The sequence below is a fragment of the Chitinophaga ginsengisoli genome (assembly GCF_003014595.1).
In the GTDB taxonomy this organism is placed as follows: domain Bacteria; phylum Bacteroidota; class Bacteroidia; order Chitinophagales; family Chitinophagaceae; genus Chitinophaga; species Chitinophaga ginsengisoli.
On sequence record NZ_PYGK01000001.1, the window covers coordinates 113,014 to 135,395 of the forward strand.

General features: G+C 47.4%; 8 protein-coding genes. 5 read left to right on the top strand and 3 right to left on the bottom strand.

Translation table 11 applies throughout. From position 1 onward, the window contains the following. Positions 1-74 precede the first annotated feature (74 nt). The gene (locus tag CLV42_RS00490; protein WP_146154286.1) at positions 75-12,293 is read right to left on the bottom strand and encodes a gliding motility-associated C-terminal domain-containing protein; all 12,219 of its coding nucleotides are present in this window, start codon (positions 12,291-12,293) and stop codon (positions 75-77) included. 754 nt (positions 12,294-13,047) lie between these two features. Here CLV42_RS00490 and CLV42_RS00495 point away from each other — a divergent pair. The 5 genes from CLV42_RS00495 to CLV42_RS00515 all read left to right on the top strand — a co-directional run bounded on the left by CLV42_RS00495 (position 13,048) and on the right by CLV42_RS00515 (position 20,980). Continuing rightward, entirely contained in the window at positions 13,048-15,627 is a 2,580-nt protein-coding gene (locus tag CLV42_RS00495; RefSeq protein WP_106599946.1) for an NACHT domain-containing protein, read from the top strand. A gap of 112 nt (positions 15,628-15,739) precedes the next feature. Further along, complete coding sequence (locus tag CLV42_RS00500) at positions 15,740-16,648, top strand: transglutaminase-like domain-containing protein (RefSeq protein WP_106599947.1); 909 nt, start codon at positions 15,740-15,742, stop codon at positions 16,646-16,648. A 19-nt stretch (positions 16,649-16,667) separates the two neighbouring features. After that, positions 16,668-18,512: a chloride channel protein gene (locus CLV42_RS00505; protein WP_106599948.1), complete on the top strand. Its 1,845-nt coding sequence runs from the start codon at positions 16,668-16,670 to the stop codon at positions 18,510-18,512. A 40-nt stretch (positions 18,513-18,552) separates the two neighbouring features. Then, on the top strand, positions 18,553-19,101 hold the full coding sequence (locus CLV42_RS00510; RefSeq protein WP_106599949.1) for an NAD(P)H-dependent oxidoreductase: 549 nt from the start codon (positions 18,553-18,555) through the stop codon (positions 19,099-19,101). Position 19,102: 1 nt separating this feature from the next. After that, positions 19,103-20,980 carry a monovalent cation:proton antiporter-2 (CPA2) family protein gene (locus CLV42_RS00515; RefSeq protein ID WP_106599950.1) on the top strand — a complete coding sequence of 626 codons (1,878 nt, stop codon included), beginning with the start codon at positions 19,103-19,105 and terminating at the stop codon, positions 20,978-20,980. Between the two features lie 3 nt (positions 20,981-20,983). On the opposite strand, the gene CLV42_RS00520 is transcribed toward CLV42_RS00515, so the two are convergent. Both CLV42_RS00520 and CLV42_RS00525 read right to left on the bottom strand, forming a co-directional pair. Next, on the bottom strand, positions 20,984-21,244 hold the full coding sequence (locus CLV42_RS00520; protein WP_106599951.1) for a hypothetical protein: 261 nt from the start codon (positions 21,242-21,244) through the stop codon (positions 20,984-20,986). Between the two features lie 26 nt (positions 21,245-21,270). Then, on the bottom strand, positions 21,271-21,492 hold the full coding sequence (locus CLV42_RS00525) for a hypothetical protein (RefSeq protein WP_106599952.1): 222 nt from the start codon (positions 21,490-21,492) through the stop codon (positions 21,271-21,273). Positions 21,493-22,382 lie beyond the last annotated feature (890 nt).

The window sequence follows — 22,382 nt, forward strand, 5'->3', positions numbered from 1 at the left end:
AGAAGATTTTTAACTTTTTTGTAATGGCCGGGATGAATGCCATCCCGGCCCTGTTTATACCTTTTCTAACCCGATTAGCGGACGATAGTAACGGTTCCTTTCTTATTCACGATGGAACCATCCTGAAGCGTAGCGCGGAGTACGTAGATGTAGACACCCACAGGCTGCTGACGTCCACCCATGGTACCATCCCATCCGATGCGCTGATCTTTGGTCTCAAATATCTGTTGACCAAACTGGTTGTAGTACCTCACTACTATGTTTGCGATAGTATTGCCGTATACATAATGCACATCGTTCATTCCATCACCGTTTGGCGTGAACACGTTTGGTACAAAGATGTTGTTGCCCTGCGGGTTCTCTGTTGTACCTGTCACTGCATCGGAGAGTCCACTGGTTTCACAATCTGCATTACCCAATGCTCTTACACGGATACTCACTGACTGTGCAGGCGCTAAACCGGAGATAACATGTACAAGCCCTTCGGCTCCGGAACTTGGAACAACATAAGTCACTCCGTTATCCAGGGTTACCTGGTAGGCTGTTGCACCCGGCACTGCGGTCCACGCAAAGGTTACCTCAGTCGGTGTTGTCTCTGTTACCGTTACAACCGGCGGAGCGAGTGGTTCGAGGATATTCACCTGTACAGCTGTTCTGGAAGTACTGCTGCAACCACCTGTTGTCACTGCCTCTACATAGTAGGTTGTACCCTGGCTGAGGGCAGGTGTGGTGAATGAAGCGCCTGTTCCTACCGGTGCGCCGCCTGTAGCGGTAGTATACCAGCGGAATGTGGCGTTTGCGGTGGTTGATGTAGCAGAAAGTGTTGCCATATTACCAGGACAGATGCCAGCTCCATTACCGGTTACTATTGGCGCATTAGCGGAAGCACCTACTGTTATACTTACAGGTGTACGGGTAATGCTTGCACAACCGGAGGTATTCAGTGCCTCTATATAGTAAGTAGCATTTGCCGTGATTGCCGGTGTCATGATAGAGCTGCCTGTTGCCACCGGCGTACCACCTGTCAGGCTGGTATACCAGTTGTAGGTCAGACTTGTATTTGGATTTTGTACGCTCAGTGTTACGACTTCACCAGGGCATGCGGTTATTGCGGCATTGCTTACCGCAGGGGATGATGGTGTCGGATTGACTGTTACCTGTACAATAGTACGGCTCTGGCTTACGCAACCACCTGTAGCTGCTTCTACATAGTATGTCGTATTCGCATCCAGTTGTGCTGTGGTAAAGGCTGCACCTGTGAAGACAGGAGTACCACCTGTGGCAGCTGTATACCATTTGTAACTGATGCCCGCCAGCGGATCTTTCACATTGAGTACGGCTGATTGGCCTGCACAGATCGTTGTACCATCCGCCAATGGCGCATCAATGGTATTCACTACTGTTGCAGTTACTCCTTTTCTCGCCTGGCTGCTGCAACCGGAGCCATTCAATGCTTCAACATAGAAAGTGGTATTATTATTCAATGTCGCCGTTGTGTATTCTGGTCCCGAAGCCAAGAGGGTTCCATTGGCCGGTGCATCATACCAGCGATAGGTCAGTGCTGCGTCAGGGTTGAGCACATTGAATGTTGCTGTACCACCTACGCAGGTGACTACATTCGCGGCAACAACATCCGGCGTTGGTGCTGCTGCATCTACCACTATACTTGCCGTTGCACGGCTGGCACTTACACAGGTTGCACCTAATGTAGCCTGCACATAGTAGCTGACATCTGTGCTCACAGCTGTTACAGTGAAGGCATTCCCCGTGAATACCAACGTACCGCCTGTTGGTGCATCGAACCATTGGTAGGTGATTCCCGCCTGTGGGTTCTGTACTGACAAAGTCACATCCTGACCAGCACACACCCTTACATTGGCAGCCGTCAGTACCGGTACATTCGGAGACACACCCACTGTTACTGTAACTGCAACCCGCGCGCTGGTACCGATACACTGATTATTAGTAGTTGTTCCATCTACGTAGTAGGTAGTGGTGCTGGTAAGAGCAGGAGTCGTGAACTCAGGACCGTATTCTATCGGCGTACCACCAGTAGCCACAGTATACCAACTATACAGCATACCATTTGTACTGGAAGTTACGCGCAGCGTTGCGGTCTCTCCCGTACAGATACTTACATTGTTTGACTCAAGTACCGGCACAGGAGGCGCAGTAGATACAAAAATGGCCGCCTGAGCTCTTGCAGCGCTGGTACAATTGCCATTCACAGCCTCTACATAGTAGTTTACTGCTGCGTTGATAACCGGCGTAGTAAAGCTGCTGCCCGTAGCAATCGGAGTACCTCCTGTTGCCGTTGTGTACCAGCGATAAGTGTATGCCGGATTAGGATTCTTTACAAACAGAGTCACATCATCACCGGCACATATTATTATTGGATTAGTGAAAGTCAGTACTGGTACATCCGGAGCTACCCCTACCGTTACGGTAGCTGACGCTCTGGCACTTGTACCGGTACACTGGTTATTAGTGCTTACTGCTTCTACATAGTAAGTAGTGGTATTGTTAAGAACAGGAGTCGTGAACTCCGGTCCACTGGCTACCGGTGTGCCGCCAGTAGCAACAGTATACCAGTTATAGGTCACACCGGTTGTGTCGGAAGTGACGCGAAGTGTTGCGGTACCTGTACAGGTGCTTACATTATTGGATTCAACTACAGGAACCGGAGGTGCTGTAGAAAGGCTTACAGTCACCCGCGCTCTTGCAGGACTGCTGCAGGTACCATTACCAGCTTCTACATAGTAGTTGGTAGCTGTATTAATAGCAGGTGTTGTAAAGCTGCTGCCTGAGTCCAGCGGTGTACCACCTGTTGCAGTGGTGTACCATTTATAGCTGAGTGCTGCATTCGGATTCTGTACGGCCAGGGTCACCGTCGATCCCGGGCATACACTGACTGCTGGCGTTGTTACCACTGGTGTTGCCGGAGCCGGTAATACTTTGATCGCAACAGGTACACGGTCGCCCGCATTCACACAACCATTGTTGTTCACCGCCTGCACATAGAACGTTGCATCGCCGGTAAGGCCCGTCACGACAAATACCGGACCTGTGGATGCCAGTATACCACCTGTTGGTGCAGTATAGAACTGGTAGCTTATACTATTCTGTGGATTCTGTATAAACAGCAGGGCGTTCTGACCAGCGCATATTTCCACATTATCACTTACGAGTGTTGGAACTGCTGGCCTTGCGGCTACAGTAGCTGTAGCTGCCACCCTTGCACTGGACTGGCCACATGCTGAACCATTACTGCTGGCCTCTACATAGTAAACAGTAGTGGCTGAAAGTACAGGAGTCGTGTATGAATCACCTGTATTTACCAGTGTACCACCTGTCAATGCTGAATACCATCTGTAAGTAATACCTGCAGTTGCAGATGTTACCTTGAAGGTAGCCGTACCACCCGCACAAATGTCAACGTTCTGATCTTCCAGCACTGGCGCCGGTGCGCCACCACCTACTGTTACAGTTGCTTTCACCCTTGCCGTCAGAGTACAGGCCCCATTACCTGTCTCTACATAGAATGCAGTATCTGCATTCAGTGCATTGGTGACATAAGTAGTACCTGTGAACAACAGTGTACCACCTATAGGTGCGCTATACCAGCGGGTCTGGATATTCTGACCTGTAACATTTGCCGTCAGGGTAGCCTGCTGACCTACACAGATAGCAGCACTATTTACAGTCGGTGCCACCAGTCCTGGTACCACACTTACTGTTACAGATACCCTGTTTGAATTAGCGCAATCATTGCTGGTGCGCACACTCTGTACATAATATGTTTTCGTAGCTGTCAACGCTGGTGTGATGAAGGAGGCACCTTCAAACACTTTCTGTCCGCCGACAGGAGCATCATACCATTCCAGTTTGGCTACCGGGCTGGATGTTGCCGTCAGCGTAGCCGTATTGCCACTACAAATAGTCACATTGCGGGTAGCTACTACCGGGGCTGACACCTGCCTTGTTGCATAATAGATATATGCTTTCACCAGTGCTGCTATCACACCTCCTCTCAGGCGTACCTGTACACGGTCGTAGGCCGCACCAGGTGCAAAGGCAACGGTGAATTTGCTACTGCCGTTCAGTATCCTGATGCTCACGTTATCATTATTCAACAAGAGGGCATCGTTATTTGGAGTCGCTCCGTTAAAGCTGGATATCTCCAGAGCGCTCAATAAACTTACATCTATTAGCTGTGCTGGCAGTTCCATCACAATACGCACGCTATCGCCTGCTGCTGCTACTGCCGGGAAGATGAGGCTTTGCTGCACACTGCCACCACCCGCAGCCAGTGGTACTGAGAGTATTGAATAGTTATTGACATCAGCATCTGTCGTATTCTGTGCATCTACAACTGAGCATAGTGCACAGACAGCTGTGGTGCTGTTTATTTGTGCATTTGCAAAATCACAGGCAGTATTCGGTACTACAGTTACTGTTAATGGAACCGCAGTGCGTTCACCTGGACAACTACCCGCGCCTGCCACCGCTTCTACATAGTAGGTGATGCCACTGGTCAGAGCAGGAGTCGTAAACACTGCTCCGGTAAACACAGGGCTACCGCCGGTAGCAACTGTATACCAGTTATACACCACACCTGGCGTTGCGGAGCTTGCAGTCAAGGTTGCCGACTGGCCAGACACGACTTCTCCATCCACTGGTACCGTTGTTACAGTTGGTGCAGCAGGTACCGGATTGACGGTAACAACCGCTGCGGTCCTTGATGCACTGGCACAGGCGCCTGCAGCTGCTTCCACATAATAAGTGGTGGTTGCTGTCAGTACCGGTGTCTGGAAGGAAGCCCCTGTAAATACCGGCGTACCGCCTGTCGCTGTTGTATACCAGCGGAATGCGGCGCCCGTAGTAGCAGACGTAGCTGTCAGTTCTGCGCTGTTGTTTGCACAGATAGTCACATTACCGGTAGTTACTACCGGCGCATCTGGTCGGCCAACGACATTGGCGGTTACCATCTTACGGGTGGTATTGGTACAACCCGTGGCATTGGAAGCTTCAATATAATAGGCTGTGGTAGCAGTCAGACCAGGTGTTGTGTAAGAAGTACCTGTGAACAGTAATGTGCCGCCTGCCGGAGCAGTGTACCAGCGGTAGATCACACCAGGCACCGGTTTCACATTAAAGGTGGCAGTACTGCCGCTGCAGATAGCCAGCGCGGTTGTATCCAATACTGCTACACCTGGTACAGGATCTACAATTGCTGTTACCGCTACACGCTGCTGGTTAGGACAGTTCAGGCTTGTCTTAACAGCTTCTACATAGTAAGTGGTATTGGCTGTCAGTACAGGCGTCTGATAACTTGTACCGGTAGAAATAGCGGTACCACCTGTTGCTGTTGTATACCAGCGGAAGGATACATTTGCCGGACCATTTGCTATCAGCGTTGCACGGTTACCCGTACACACTGTATCCCCTTTCACTTTCGGCAGCCCAACAACGCGGCTTGCGAAATGTACGTTCACCGCACTCAATGCAGCAGCAGCACCGGATCTCAGACGTATCACAAGCCTGTCAAACAGCGCTTTCGGCTTAAAGCCTGCCAGCGCCTGTGTATTACCTCCCAGTAAGGTCAGTTTTATCGCCGGGTTATTCAGGGCAATGAAGTCATTATTGGAAACAGCTCCATTGTACGATCCTATTTCAATGGCTGACAACAGACCAACATCCGCCAATGTGTTATCGAAAGAGAATGATATTACAGTGCTATCACCTGGCTCGCTGATCTGCGGGAAGATCAGTGATTGCTGTACATAACCGTTCAACAATCCAAGGACCACATGCAGTGTGGATTTAGACAGTGTACTGTTATCAACTGCCAGATTCGGGTTTTCAACATAACAACCCACACAAATACCATTAGCAAGATTTTCCTGGCTGGTGGCGGCATCACAAGGGATGTCGTTACTACCTGGCACCACGGTAGCCGTTACGGATACTCTCGGACCATTTTTACAACCGGCGGCATTTACTGCTTCTACGGAGTAGGTAGTAGTGGCCGACAAAGGACCAGTATTGAACACGGCTCCGGTGAAGATAGAGTCGCCTGCCATGCTGTACCATTTATAGATCACATTTGTACCTGTAGCATTTGCCGTAAAGATGGCGCCCTGGCCACGGATAATGGCCGTAGACGGCGGCGTTACGGTGAGATTGGTTGGAGCCGGACTCACTGTTACCGGCACTCTTGTTCTGGTTGTACTCTTACAACCATTATTATCTGCTTCCACATAGAAAGCAGTATCTGCAGTCAGGACGTTTGTCGTATAGTTGGCTGTGGATGCCAGCAGTGTACCACCTGTAGCGGCGGAATACCAGCGGAACGTAGCTCCTGCCGGCGCAGTTGCCAGCAACGCAGCTGGATTACCCGTGCAGATACTTCTTCCGGCAGCGGTAGGCGCAGCGGGTGCTGTTCCTACATTCACCCTCACTGGTATCCTCACAGGATTAGCACAACCAAAGCGGCTGGCTTCCACATAATAAGTAGCAGAAGCTGTGAGTGCCGGCGTGATATAAGTACCATTTCCGGACAGTTGCGTGCCACCAACAGCGGTGGCATACCAGGCCAGATTTGCTCCATTAGAAGATGTTGCCGTTAGGGTAGCGGTACCGCCACTGCATATATCTATTGTTGGCGTAGCCACCTGTGGTCTTTTTGTCACGACAGCAGCAAAGTATACTTTGACGCGGGTGAGCGCGGCCACAACGCCGTTAATACTTACTAATACACCATTGAAGGCTTTATTAACCGGTAACGTTACCCGGAACTTATTACCAGTGTTCAACAGCATCACATGTACTGTTGAATTATTCAGGAATATAGCATCTCCATTAGCTGTATTTCCATTGTAGGACTCCAGTTTCACACCGCCCAACAATGCAACATCTGCTACCTGTCCCGGAATTTCCAGATCCAGCGTAATACTGTCTCCTGCAGGGTAAGTGTTGCCAAATTGTAACAACTGCCCCACATATCCTACTGCACTTAGGGTAGAAGTGATCGTAGATGCAGAATTTGCATTCTGGTCTACTGCCTGTGCCGGATCAGCAACAGAACATAACAGGCAGACACCAGCAATAACAGGACTTACCTGTTGTGTAGCATAACTACATGGCGTCGGTTCGTTCGGCACGTTGATCTCTGCCCGTACTACAGCACGCGTTGGGCTGGTACAGCTATTTGCAGGGTCTTTTACTTCTACATAATAGACTGCATCAGCAGACAATGCAGGTGTTGTAAAGCTTGTGGCATTGCCCTTTAACAATGTACCACCCGAAGGTGCATTGTACCAATTATACTGATATGCCGGATTAGGATTATTAACAGTGAATGTAGCTGTCTGACCAGCATTGATTTTGCTTACTGCCGGTGTTACCAATGGTTGTGGCAAACCAACGATCACATATACTGCTTTCCTTACCGGATTCACACAACCAGATGAAGAAACCGATTCTACATAGTAGATAGCATTGGTCACATCACTTACCTGATAAGTGGCGCCTGTAGCCAGTACAGTACCTCCAACAGGCTGATTATACCAACGGAAAGAAGTGCCAGGTCCTGTAGCGCGGAGGATAGCTGTACTACCCTGGCATATGTAAACGGTATCTTTTTCTACTGTAGGGATGCCTCTATAAACCTGGGCGGAATAGATCTTCAGATCGGTGAGTGCCGTTACCTGACCCATTAGTTTAATATTCACCCTGTCAAAGGCGGCTCCAGGTGCAAAGGAGTAAACCAGTTCCCTGTTGCCATTCAACAACTGAAGATTCAACAGTCCCGGGCTCAGGGTAACCACATCATTATTGGCAGTGGTTTTATTGGATGAAGAGATCTGAATACCGGATAACAGGCCCAGGTCTGCTATACCGGTAACAAAGCCCAGTTTAATACGAATGCTGTCGGCAGATGTACCCGGAGTGGGGAAGATGAGTGATTGCTGTATGTTCCCGCCTACTCCCAGCACGAGATGCATCAATGATGCTGTCTTCGTACTGTTATCAACCGCAGAATCCTGCTTTTCCACAAAACAACCTACACAAAGACCACTTGTAGTGACCAGCTGGCTGGTAGCACCACCACAGTCGATATCACCAGGATTTGTTGGTCCGCCGTCGCCATTCAGTATAACAGCTACAGGCGTACGCAAGCTTTTACAGCTGGCATTGCCCTGCAATACCGCTTCTGCATAGTAGGTCGCATTCGCAGTTACCGGAGGTGTGGTAAACTGTGTACCAACAAATACGGGAGTACCGCCTGTTGGCACATTATACCAGTTATAAATGAAACCCGGATTAGGGGCAACGACGCTAAATGTAGGTGTAGTACCGTCCGCTACAGAAGTAGAAGAAGGCGTCACCACTACTCCTGGCAGGCCTGTTTTTACCTGCACAGGTGTACGTCTTTCACTGCCGCAACTGTCAGCGCCAACAGCTTGTACGAAATAGGTAGTGTCTTTTGTAATAGCCGGGGTAGTAAATGACGCGCCATAACCCACCGGAGCGCCACCAGTATATGAAGTGTACCAGCGTAAGGTATAACCGGCAGGCCCAATGGCACTCAGCACAGCGGGGCTTCCGCTACAGGTGAATATGTTCCCTGCAGCCACCTGTGCAACAGGTGTTACTACCTGCGCATAATATACGTTCAGTACAGTAATTGCGCCTACCAATGCATTCAGGCGAATCTCAACCCTATCAAAAGTTTTATTGGCGACGAAAGTGTAAGCATTTTGCTGCACACCGTTCAGCAAACGAACTGCCAGCAGATCGCTCTGAAGACTTCCCATTTCAGCGTCCGTAGGTCTTGCCCCATTTCCAAGACCTACACCGATATTCGTAAGCAGGGCCAGATCAAGCAATCCTGTAGTAGTGCCAAGCCCCAGACGTATAGTGTCTCCAGCTTTACCCGCAATCGGGAATACCAGGTCCTGGTAAACATATCCTCCAACTCCTACTCCGAGGCGCATGGCAGATGCGGTAGCGGGGTCTGTATCTACTGCCAACCCAGGATTATCAACGGTACATAGTAAACAGGCGATCCCTCCCGTACCAGAACTCTGTGTCTGAGAACCACTACAGCTTAACTGTCCATTTCCACTGGTACTGTTCACATTCACGTCTACCGCTGTTCTCCTGATGCTGACCAGACCATCGCCAGGAGATATGGCTTCCACATAGTAAGTTTTATGCTGGAATAACGGAGGTGTTTTAAAACTGCTGCCGGTGTATATTGGCGACCCGCCTTCCGGCGTCTCATACCAATTGAAGATAACACCGGGAATAGCAGGCAATGTAGCATTGAGCGTAGCTGTTTGTCCTGCAGTAATAATCGCAGGGCTCGGGGCAACCGTCACCGGCGTCATTGCTATAGCCTCATAGATATATAAAGAATTATTGGCGCCGAGGAGGCTGCCGAGATCTATTTGTGCGGCATCGAAGGTATGTGATACAGGTATAGCTACCCGGAACCTTTTGATGCCATTTGCTCCCTGGAGCACATTATAACCCAGCAAGCCACTGGTCAATAGCTGCTTATCATTGTTGCTTACATTATTCAGGGAAGTTGTTACGCCGATACTTCCCAGCAATGATGCATCTGCCAGGATATCAGCTTCTGAACCCAGTATCAGAATAATACTGTCACCACTGTGGTATGTACCCGGGAAAGTGATCTTCTGTCCCAACGTAGTGGCAATACCTAAAGGCAATGATAAATGGGAGGCGGTAGTAGAGTCTCCATCTGCTGCCAGCGCCGGATTCTGTGCATTACACAACGCACAGGCCACACCGGACATAATAGGGGCCTGCTGGCCGGTGCCATATGTCCATAGCGGACCAGTGCCGCCACCAATGGTCACAGGTACTGCCGTCCTTACCAGGCTTGTTGTACCGGCAGGATCTTCTGCGGCTACATAGTAGGTTGTATTACGGATAAGAGAAGGGGTCTTAAAAGCGCCGGAACCGGTGAAAACAGGCGTTCCTCCCTGCGGAGTAGTATACCAGTGGAACACCGGATTTGCAATACGGATGGAAGGGGTTAAAGTAATGGAAGTATTATAGGCGGTTTTAGCCGGCTGCGGCAATACCGTTACAGGTATCATCGCTGCTACTTCATACAGTTTCAATGAGCCGGATACACCTACCAGCCCTCCGAAATCAACCTGTACGCCATCGAAGGTTTTAGTAGCGGGAATGCTCGCACGGAACTTCCGGGCACTATTCAACCCTACTCCCAACAGTTGTAGTTTTACAACTGATGCATCGAGGTTTATGCCATCATTGTTGGATACTGCCGGACCTGCGATGCTGTTATTATAAGTCGTTACTCTCACCCTTGGCAGCACTAATCCTGCAAGGTCCTCTGTAGGAGATTCCAGGAATAATACGATGCTGTCCCCAGGCTGATATACGCCGGGTAGTTTTACCAATTGACCTACGGAACCAGATACGCCCAATGGAACTGTCAGTATCGAAGAAGTAGTTGTATCTCCATCTACAGCCAGATCGGGAGTCGTTACTGAACATGCCGCACAGGCAATGCCGCTGGTAATAGGACCTTGCTGTTCCTGCCCATAGCTCCAGATAGTGCCTGGACCACCAGCTACCCTTACCGTAACCGGCGTGCGTGCGTAACTGCTCAGGTTATCTGCCGGACTATATGCTTCAGCATAATAAGTGGTAGTACGGCTCAGCAAAGGCGTAGGGAAGCTACCGCCGATAGCGACAGGCGTTCCACCTGTTGGTGTTGTATACCATCTGTAAACAGGAGTCGCCACGCGTGCATCGGTGCTGGCAGTCAGCGTTACACTACTACCTGCTGTAATCAGTGGTGCAGCAGGAGTAACGGTAACAGGAATAGTAGCTGCTGCTTCATATATATTGAGCGAACCGAAAGCAGCAAATGCAGAGGACAGACTTATCTGGGCTGCATCAAAGTCCTTGGTTACAGGAACTGTTACACGGAACTTATGCGTTCCGCCTGCACCCAGTCCCAACGCGTCCACACGAATACTGCCTGCTCCCAGGTTTGTAATATCATTATTGGCAATGTCATTATTAAAGGTCTGTACCTGAATGGCAGCCAATGCAGCTGCAGAAACCAACTGACCGGGGATCTGCAGATCCAATACGATCTGATCTCCGGCTTTATAGTCGCCAGGAAACTTCAGTAACTGCCCTACAGCCGTCAGCGCGCCAACAGGTAGTGAGAGTGTTGAAGCAGTAGTAGTATCCCCGTCAACTGCCCTGGCAGGGTTATTCACAGCACATAATGCGCAGGCAATACCAGCTGTCACGGGGCTTTCTTCCTGATCCGCAAATGTCCATATGGGTCCAATGCCGCCACTGACTTTAACAGTAACAGGTGTACGAACGGGACTTACAAGTCCGTCGGCCGGATTGGTGGCCGCTACATAATACGTAGTGGTACGTTTTAAAGCAGGTGTTGTAAAACCGCCGCTGTTGAATACAGGCGATCCTCCTTCAGGAGCGGCATACCAGTTGAAGGTAGCCCCCGGGATCCTGATGGAAGACGAGAAAGTAACAGTACCTCCGGAAGTGACAGTGGGAGCTGAGGGATTCACTGTTACAGGAATGAAAGCCGTTGCCTCATAAACACGTAAAGACCCAAACTCGGCGATCAAAGCCGAAAGGCTGATCTGCACCTCATCAAAATTATGTGTAATGGGAACGATAACCCGGAACTTTGGGGTGCTTCCCAAACCAACGCCCAATACGCTTATTCTGACTGTTGCGCTATCCAGTGAGATCTGGTCATTATTGGATACTCCTCCATTAAAAGTATTCACAGACAGCGCCGAAAGAAGCTGCTTTGAATAAATCTGATCGGGAATTTCAAGGTCGAGCGCCACCCGGTCTCCCGCCTGATAGCTACCTGAAAATTTAAGTTTAAGTCCGACACCGCCCACGGCGCCGACCGGCAGCACGAGAGTGGCCGCGGTATTCAGATTCCCATCAATAGCATTGGCGCCATCGTCCACGCGGCACAAGCCACAGGCCACTCCGAATGTAACGAATGACTGGCTGCCGGCATGGCTCCACAGGGGCCCTTCGGCAAAATACCTGCCGCCGGAGCGCCAGGCGCTGCTCAATAAGGGGGAATGAGGGTGATGGGAAAGATAATTATCCAACCAGCTTGCCGCATTGCTGGTCAATGCAGTATTGGTTACGGGTAGTTCCTTTGCGGAAGTTTTACCCAGGGGTAACCCCACCAGCCAGACGAGATAAATAAAAATAAGCATAAAAGCTCTCATGGGGCTTTTCAGGGTAGCATTAAAATACATAATATTTAGTATTCAATTGGTTCGGGGTAGTGTGTTTTTCTGGTGTAAAAAACATGTACACAGTTCTCCTTCAATCTTAACTCAGGGGCAGGGCTATGAAGCTCAGGGATAAGGATGGGGCGTTACCAGCTTAAAATAAGCTGAATACACCCAAGGGGTCCTTATGTTGAGGAATATTGAAAATTTGAAAACAACGGGGCGAAAATAGGCTGATAGGATGGTTTAAAAGAAGGTCTTTTTATTCAGTATAGAAGAGGCTGTTCATTTCGTTCATTCCATGTAAATCAAGTGTTCATTTCATTCACAGCCTGTAAAGTCGGAGAAATAGTATTATATACAGGTTCTTCTGCGAATGAGGGTACAACCGGGTTTTTTTTAGAAACGACCGTTTTCAAAAAATATTATGGAGTACTTATGATTTTTTATTAGGAGTGCTCACCATTTGAACTGGCATGTATTAGTTCACAACGTTAATTAAATAAACTAATTTTCTTATTTGATAGTTTCAACTGAAAGCAGCTAATCAGGTCATTACCGATAGGCATCATGCATTTACGTTAATAATCAGCAGATAGTACATCTTGTTCATTCTAATCTATTTTGTTCATTTCAGCCATTTCTAGATAAACAAATCTGAATCGAAAATGGATACGTAAGTTTACCTCAGAATAACCAAATCCATTTACTCAAAATCCATTTTCCTTGTCCCCGTATGATAGATCTCTCCTATGACTTTATCATAACATTACAGAATGAAGTATCCCGTAAGTTTGGCGCAGATACCATCACACCCAGTGATTGCAAGCGTCTTTCTGATTTAATAAGGGATGAAACCACAAAGGCGGTCAGTGAAACAACTCTCAAAAGAGTATTTGGTTTTGCTACCACCAAACATAGTTTCTCGCGCTATACGCTCAACACGTTGGCGCAGTACTGCAATTACAAGGACTGGGATGATTTTCAGGCCCAGCATTATGTTCAGACCGACGGTAATGAACTGAACGACAGCAAGTGGCTGGAGTTAAAAAACAAGGCCGTTACCATCTCACATTATACCATACTTACGTTAAAGAACAGGTCAGGCATTCCCTTTGCCCTGACTGTTCCCCGCCCTTCCTGCTTTGCACATATCGAACGTTTCCTGGAAAGCGACTACGCCGCAACTGCGCTGATAGCACCTTCAGGCTGGGGCAAATCGGTCACTCTCGTGCATATGGCAGAACATTTCTGGTTTAGCAAGGACGCCAAGTTTAAAAAAGATATCTGCTGGTTTATTCATGCGCATGCGGCGGGTAGCCTCCTGTTACGGGGTTTCTCCCTGGCTACCTGGCTGGATAATCAGCTGAATCTCGGTGCGGGAGAAAACTTCAGGGAGTACTTCGCTTCCCATTTTGATAAGCTACGGGGAAGGCTGATATTAATAATAGACGGGTTTGACGAGATCACCATTGCGGGCGACAAACTGAAGTTGCTATACACCAAACTGGAAGAATTCGTGTACTCGAACGACCTGTTCCCCTGGGTAAAAGTGATCCTTTCCATTCGCAGCAGCACCTGGTCTGATATCTTCCAGCATTCACTTCAGTATCCGGCCTTCAGGAGATACTGGTATCTGGGACCGGAAATGGACGAAGAAACCAGTATCAACCTCCCTTCTCTCACAGAACAGGAGGTGAAGTCGGTATTATATAATCATCGTATTGACCCTGCCACTGTACGCACTTTCAGCGAAGGTTTCCTGCAGAAATTACGATTCCCTTATTATCTGCAGTTATTCTGTCAACTGAATACCGGTCCGGAACAGCACTTTGTCAGTGAACATCTCAGTCTTTTTGAGATGATCTCCAAGTTTGTACAGACCAAGGTGTTCAACACACCGACCAATACCTTTAAGGTCAGGATCATCGAAAAAATGCTATGGCTGCTCGATCTTGGCAAAGCAGGACAGCATACCGACAAGAACCTGCTGCTGAATAAAAATGCAGACCTTTTCCCGGCATACAAAGAACTACTGGCAGATAATATACTCGTGGAGGAGAACCTTAGCCAGGAGGTCATGTTTCTCGTTAAAGTGCGCTTTGCGCACCAGTTCCTACTCGAATACTTTTCAGCCATGCATTATATCAAACAGGCCGGCGACCTGATTGATGAACATATGCTGCAAAAGATCGCCAAACAGCTGCCGTCATCTTCCTACCGCGTAGGCATATTTAAATGGCTGCTGCGTTATGCTATCAACAACGATCAGCCGGAAGTGATCCATAAGATCTTCTACCTGCCTTTGAGCACAATGGAAAAATCTTACCTGCTGGAATATCTCGCGTTGCATTATCAACATGAAGGTGAAAAGCAGACCGTACTGAATACGGTATTCCCCCAGGGATATTTCCGTAGAAATCCGCTAAGTCGTTTCATTAACGATAATTTCCTGCACTTCGGGAAAAAGAAGGTGCTCAACGCACTGCTCGATCTGTCAGAAATGCCTGATGATAAACTGAAGATCCGCAGCATCCTTTTCACAATGTCATTATTACAACTGGATGCGGAACAATGTGAACAGGAGCTGAGCAATATCAAGAAACTCATTTCCCCGGAAACGATCGATGACGAGGTGTGGGTATCTCCCTATGATCTCTACCTCTTTATATATGAGTATCTGAAATTTGGGATCATCAATGAAAATATAAAAGACAAGATCTATAACTATTCTCGTTATTTAACCGGCAGTACGAGGCATGCACCCACCGTTGCGCAGGAGATGGTATTCCGGATGACCGGTATGGCTTTCGCCCTACTGAATGACAATACACATATATTCAATTATACAAAGCGGATATTTGATTGCTTCCCCGCACTGGTACATCAACGCACCAATCCCCTGCGCGTATCACTGTTGTGCTGGCAGGCGCTGGCTCACCTCCACCTTGATAACCTGGCCCTGGCAAATAAAATATGTCAGCATACGGACAAGCTGATAAAGACATATCCGTTTGACTTCACCAGCGGACGGCATATTGAAGTATTGCAGAAGATGATCCTGGCAGAAGTATATTATAAGGAAAAGGAATTAAACAGGGCCATCCGTACCGCTGAAGCAGCCATTGAGATTTCCCAGAAAATGGATTTCAAATTATTACTGCTGACCGGATTTAAACTGCTTAATAAAATGTACGCGCAGGTCCGCTTTGACAAACAATATAATCAGACCCAACAACAAATGACACTGATCAATAAAAGTACCTCCTTCAAACATTTCGATAAGGTACTGGCTACTGTAACCCAAACCAGCTAACTACAAATCAATATAATATAAAGGAATTCCGCCATAAAAAGAAGTGCTTTTTACAGCAGATCACATTTTTTTGCAATTCATCTGGCATAATTTTGCGTTATTGCATACCATAATGGCCATTGATGAAAGTAAATACACTACATTCCAACAATTTCTGCTCAATCTCCTGAGCCTGTTGACCATTGTACCATTAGCACCTTACCTCAACCGGTATATTCCTCCATTAGTGGTACAAGGCTGGCACATGGATATGTTTGTTGCTGTGTTGATCGCCTTCCTGTTCACCCGTCTGTTGCTCTGGATCTTTAAGCCACTGATCATTCCGGCCTTTGTGCTTGTGTGCAGCATATTGTCTGTTAATTATTTCACGGATAATTATTCCTTTGTTAATGTACTGAATGATTATAAAGGAATGGTACAGGGTAACTGGGGCGCCAAGAACAACAAGCAATTCGACATCCTCAGCCTTTACCCCAGGCGTGTGGAAACTTATCGTGATAAAACAGTAAGAGGCATACAGGATAAGGTCAATTATAAAGATTCCATTGTTCGCAATTTTTCCGTAGCACACTCTGTGGAAGATTTTGATGAGTATTTTCCAAAATACGGGAAAGTGTCCCGTTATCTTGCGTTGTTCCATTATATAAACAGGCATTTCAAATACGTACCGGATACACATCGTGACGAATATTTTGCGACTCCTATGGAAACCATCCAGAATGGCCTGGGAGGAGATTGTGATGACCATTCTATCCTGATGGCTTCCTGCCTGCAATCTATCGGTGCGCGTTGCCGCATTGTACTCATACAGGGACATGCCTATCCCGAGCTCTATTGCGGCAGCAAAGAGGATTTTGAGATTATCAAACAGGCGATTGTCACTTTGTTTCCGCAACCTCCCGTGAAGGAGATCCACTACCACGAAATGAAAGGCGAATACTGGATAAACCTTGATTATACTGCCCGTCATCCAGGCGGCAAGTATATGAACGATAAGGTTTATGCGTTGATTGAATTATGATTGAAAGAAAATATTAGTAATGAGCCAATTCAAAACGATTAGGAAGTATCATTCTTTCTTCAAGTTTAAGCGTGACTTTGAACGATATAGTTTAGGAAAGGTCCGAAGCTACGAGATTATTATTCACTGGCTGCACAAGGTATTAAGCAGAAGTCAGTTCCTTATATTATCAGGTATCCTGGTTGGGCTTGGAGCCGGAATGGCAGGAGTAGTGCTTAAAGTGCTTGTACACTATATACACTATTTTATTACCCATAAAGTATATTTCAGTACACAGATTATTTTTTATGCCGTCTTTCCCTTCCTGGGCATTGTGCTGACCACTATGCTGGTGATCTGGGGTTTCAAAGGCCAGTCCAGAAAAGGTATTGGTCTTATTCTCCATGAAATTGCACAGAATTCCAGTCTTATTCCGCCGGTAAAGATGTACTCTCAGATCATGCAGAGCGCTATCACCGTAGGACTGGGAGGCTCCGCCGGATTGGAAAGCCCTATTGCGGTGACAGGCGCAGCTATCGGTAGTAACTACGCACGCAACTACCACCTGGGATACAAGGAAAGAACGTTGCTATTGGCAGCCGGCGCTACTTCCGGTATTGCCGCAGCTTTCAATGCTCCTATTGCCGGGGTGATGTTCGCCTTCGAGATCCTGTTGACAGGAGTTGTTTTCTCAGACTTCATTCCACTGATACTAGCCGCAGTATGTGGTAGTTTATTATCAAAGGTCATTCTGCAGGAGGAAGTATTATTCCATTTTGAAACCAGGCAGCCATTCAATTATCACAATGTTCCCTTCTACATTGGTTTGGGATTGTTATCTGCATTATACGCCCGTTACTTCATTGTTATATCGCAGCGTGTTGAACATTTTATTAAAGGTCTGCAGTGGTCTGTTTTGCAGAAAGCCATTTTAGGAGGGCTGATCGTATCTGCTCTATGTGTGCTGATGCCTCCATTATTCGGAGAAGGATATACCAGCGTAAAATTGCTGGCAGGAGGACATTCCGACGAAATCATTCAGAATAGCTTTTTCAGATATATTCCTACGCAAAACTGGATACTGCTGTTATTCACCGGTTGCATCTGTTTACTGAAAGTATTTGCGACCGCCTTCACCATTCATAGTGGTGGTAATGGTGGTAACTTTGCCCCTTCTCTTTTTGCAGGTGGTTTCCTGGGATACTTCTTTGCCCTGTTGTGCACGCACCTGGGATTCCATGATGTTCCCTTCACCAACCTGGTAATTGTAGGAATGGCCGGTGTTATGAGTGGAGTGATGTATGCACCGCTGACCGCTATTTTCCTCATCGCGGAAGCTAGTTCCGGGTATGATCTTTTTATCCCGCTGATGATCGTATCCACCACTTCATTCCTGCTGGCGAAATGGTTCTCGCCTATTTCTCCTGAGTTAAAACACCTGGCGGATAAAGGAAAGATCTTCACCAGGGCGCATGATAAAAATATCCTCTCAGTCCTCAAACTGGAGGAGCTGGTAGAAAAAGACATCCAGCGGATATCTTCCGGTGAAACACTCAGACAACTGATCGAACTGGTGAAAGAGGGCCATCGTAATATAATTGGCGTGGTAGGACCCGACGGACGGCTGGATGGCGTTATCACGCTGGACGATATACGGCAGATCATGTTCACACCCTCTCTGTACGATACCATGAGCATCAGACAATTAATGAAAGCTCCTCTCGCGGTCATTGATATCCGGGATAATGTAGCAGATGTAATTAATAAATTTGACGAAGTACATACCTGGAACCTTCCGGTCACTGATGAGGGCCGGCTGGTAGGCTTTGTTTCCAAATCAGGTATACTTAATCAATATAGATTATTATTGCAGGAGTATTCATGATCTTCATCCGTCGGATCATGCTTGAAATTTAATCCGGTTTATGGCCAAAATTCTGATCTTATTTGCGCATCCTGCATTTGAAAAATCCAGGGTGCATTCACAATTAGTGGCTGCCATACGCGGCATGCAAGGTGTGACCCTGCATGACCTTTACGAGGTGTACCCTGATATGAATATTGATGTGAGACATGAGCAATCCTTACTCCTGCAGCACGACATCATATTATTTCAGCACCCTTTATACTGGTACAGCGCTCCCGCTATCATCAAACAATGGCAGGACCTCGTTCTGGAACATGGCTGGGCCTATGGCCGCACAGGGACTGCGTTACGGGGTAAAATAGCCGGCAATGTCATTTCAGCCGGCGCTCAGGAAACATCATACAGTAAAGAGGGATGGCATCACTTTACCATCAATGAATTCCTTCTGCCATTCAAACAAACAGCGATACTATGTAACATGCAGTATATCGATCCGTTTGTTGTTTACGGCACACACCGGCTGTCCTATACCGGTATCCTGGAGCAGGCCGTTTCTTATAAACAAATGCTGGAAAGGCTAAGGGACGGACAACCAAAAATTCAATAACATGGAACATTCTTACTTCTTCATAGCAATGATATATCTGGCTGCTGCGGTGATCTTCATCCCGGTAGCCAAAAAACTCGGCTTAGGTTCAGTACTGGGGTACCTGTTGGCAGGTATAGTAATAGGCCCCTCTCTCTTTGGATTTATAGGACATGAGGGACAGGATATTATGCACTTTGCGGAATTTGGCGTGGTGATGATGTTGTTCCTGATCGGTATTGAACTGGAACCAGCATTATTGTGGAATATGCGGGCGCCTATCCTGGGACTTGGGGGATTGCAGGTGCTGATCACAGCGGCCGCCATTGCCGGACTGGCCCTCTTACTTGGCCAGCCCCTAAATGCGTCGCTGGCCCTGGGTATGACATTGTCCCTGTCATCTACAGCAATTGTGTTGCAAAGTCTGAAAGAGAAAGGGCAGTTATCATCAACGGCAGGACAGAGCGCGTTCTCAGTACTGCTTTTCCAGGATATTGCTGTCATTCCGATGCTGGCGATCTTCCCTTTACTGGCAGGTCCTAATGCCAACAGTACCTCAGACCATACGCCTACACTCAGAGATAATCTACCCCCCTGGATGCAAACGCTGGTAGTATTGGGTGCCGTGATAGTGATCATTATAGCGGGACAATATTTAGTTCGTCCTTTACTAAGGATGGTGGCTAAAACACGTGTAAGGGAATTATTTACTGCTTTCGCCCTGTTGCTTGTAGTAGCCATCTCTGTGCTTATGAGCCTTGTGGGATTAAGTCCGGCGTTAGGCGCTTTCCTTGGGGGAGTGGTACTAGCCAACAGCGAATACAAACATGAATTGGAGAGTGATATAGAACCCTTTAAAGGCCTGTTATTAGGTTTATTCTTTATGGCGGTAGGAGCGTCGATCGACTTCAAGCTGGTACTGTCCATGCCATGGGTGATACTGGGGCTGGTGGTGTCGCTGATGGTACTGAAAGCGATCATATTACTGGTGCTCGGCAGGGTATTCCGTATCAGTATAGAACAAAACCTCCTCTTTAGTATGGCGCTGTCCCAGGTAGGAGAATTTGCATTCGTACTACTGGCCTTTACCCAGCAAAATAATATACTTCCTACCCGGATGGTCAGCATCATGACTGCTGTCGTAGCACTTAGTATGGCGCTGACACCTTTGTTGTTACTGATATACGAGCGTATTATTCAGCCAAGGCTCAGTCAGCCTAACACTGAGACCAATACACGTGAAGCAGACGAAATACAGGAGAAACACCCTGTCATCATTGCAGGATTTGGACGCTTTGGAAACATTGTGGGGCGTTTCCTCCGTGTGAATGGTATAAAGGCAACCATCCTCGATCTGGATTCAGACCGGGTAGATGCACTCCATAACCTGGGGGTAAAGGTATATTACGGAGATGCTTCCCGTCGTGATCTGCTCGAAGCCGCGGGTGCTGCAGACGCTAAGATCATTATCGTTGCCATGGATACAGTGGAGCAGACCCTGGATGTGGTAAAGATTGTACGTAAACACTTCCCTCACCTGCAAATGCTGGTAAAAGCGGAGCATATTCCTGATACCTACGAGCTGATGGACCTGGGTGTATTACACATCTATCGTGAAACGCTGGACACTTCACTGCGCATGGGAGCAGATGCCCTGCAGATGCTGGGCATAAGAGCCTATCATGCACATCGTAATATCAGCACTTTCAGGAAACAGGATGAGAAAGCACTCAAAGGCCTGTCTGCCATCAGAAATGACAAAAAGCTCTACATCAATACTGTCAAGGAACGTATTGAAGAAATTGAAAAACTGATGGCTAATGAAAGGGTAACCAAATGGAATCCTTCAGCGCAGGGATGGGATGAGCAATCCCTTATCGATGAGGCTAATCAGGATTAACGCTTATTGACCGTTTACAGTTTCCTGTATCCGGCGGGCAATGTCCTGCAACAGCTGTGGGTCAACGGTATGTCCCGCATGTACATGCTTATCGCCAATGGCTCTCAGCTGTCCTTCCTCGTCTTCTTCGAAGGTGATCTCGCATTCTTCAACAGTCACTTTGTAGCTGATCTTATACTGCTGTATCCATGGGCGTACCTCCAGGATATGGGGTTTCTCCTTGTACTCAAATTTCAGCATAAATGGTTCATCCAGACCTTCCATAATTCACTAGTTAGTACGTAAAGATATTACTCAAAGCTCTTATTCCGGATACGCATTTTCTCATCTCTTGATAGCTGATGAATGAATAACAAAGAGAGGGAAGCTGCGGCACTGATGATCAGAATATATCCGATAAAGCCGAGCGTGTGAAATAACCGGAACAAAGTCCAGTCGTTAATAATAGCGTACTGGGCTAAAACAGCCAGCACTGTTCCTAATAGCGCAAAAGCGAATGCAATTCTCTTCATAAAGGGTACGTTTTGGGATCCGTTATTCTTCTCGAATTAATTGATCTTTTTGTCCGTTTTTTCTGTTGGTTAAGTCCTACTGTTCAGGGGGCAAACAAAATGCCATCGTGTCCAAGGCACAAAGGTACTATCAGCATGATTTTTCTCGTAGATATTTTTCCACATTTACGGGAAATAATGAAAATGTGAATAACTCCATCTCGCTGATATCAACAATATTCCGTATTGAAACGGAACGTATCATACTGATAATTCTTACATAAGCGTATCATTTATAAACTTTTTTATCATAATTTTATCATGCTTTATCATTACACCACTGCTTAAACCTGCCACAGGCATAGAAATTAACTACCATATATTGTGAATAACTACCAAAACGATCATCAGACAATTTTCCAGTTTTCCATTTGATTATAAGTGCTTACCGGTCATCTATTCCATGACTTTGTACCGGTATGGATTAATTTGAGGGAATATAGCACCCTTGCCCTTTCCAGGCCCGGGGTTTTGTTCTGTTTCTCACTTGCTCCAGGTTTGCCTACCGGGGATTCGGGTACTTGCCTTTCAAAAAGTTTCCCAGGGGTATATATTCGCTTAAGGTTCGGTGAAGGCTATATCCTATAGCCGCTCTACTATAGCATTATAGGCACTTCCTATAGCGATCGCTATAGAATAGTGCCTGTAATGTAGGACTAGAGAGCCTATAGGTAGGAGGGTGTACTGAACCTCCACCGAAACCTCACCCTATCTCTACCACGGAACAAACGCCATTAAACAAACCATAATAGGACCACGTCAGGAGTTCCCTTGTTTGTAGCGCGGGGTGCGACCCCGGGTTACAACAAAACAAAAGCCGGAATAAGATTATTCCGGCTCATTACCTAAAC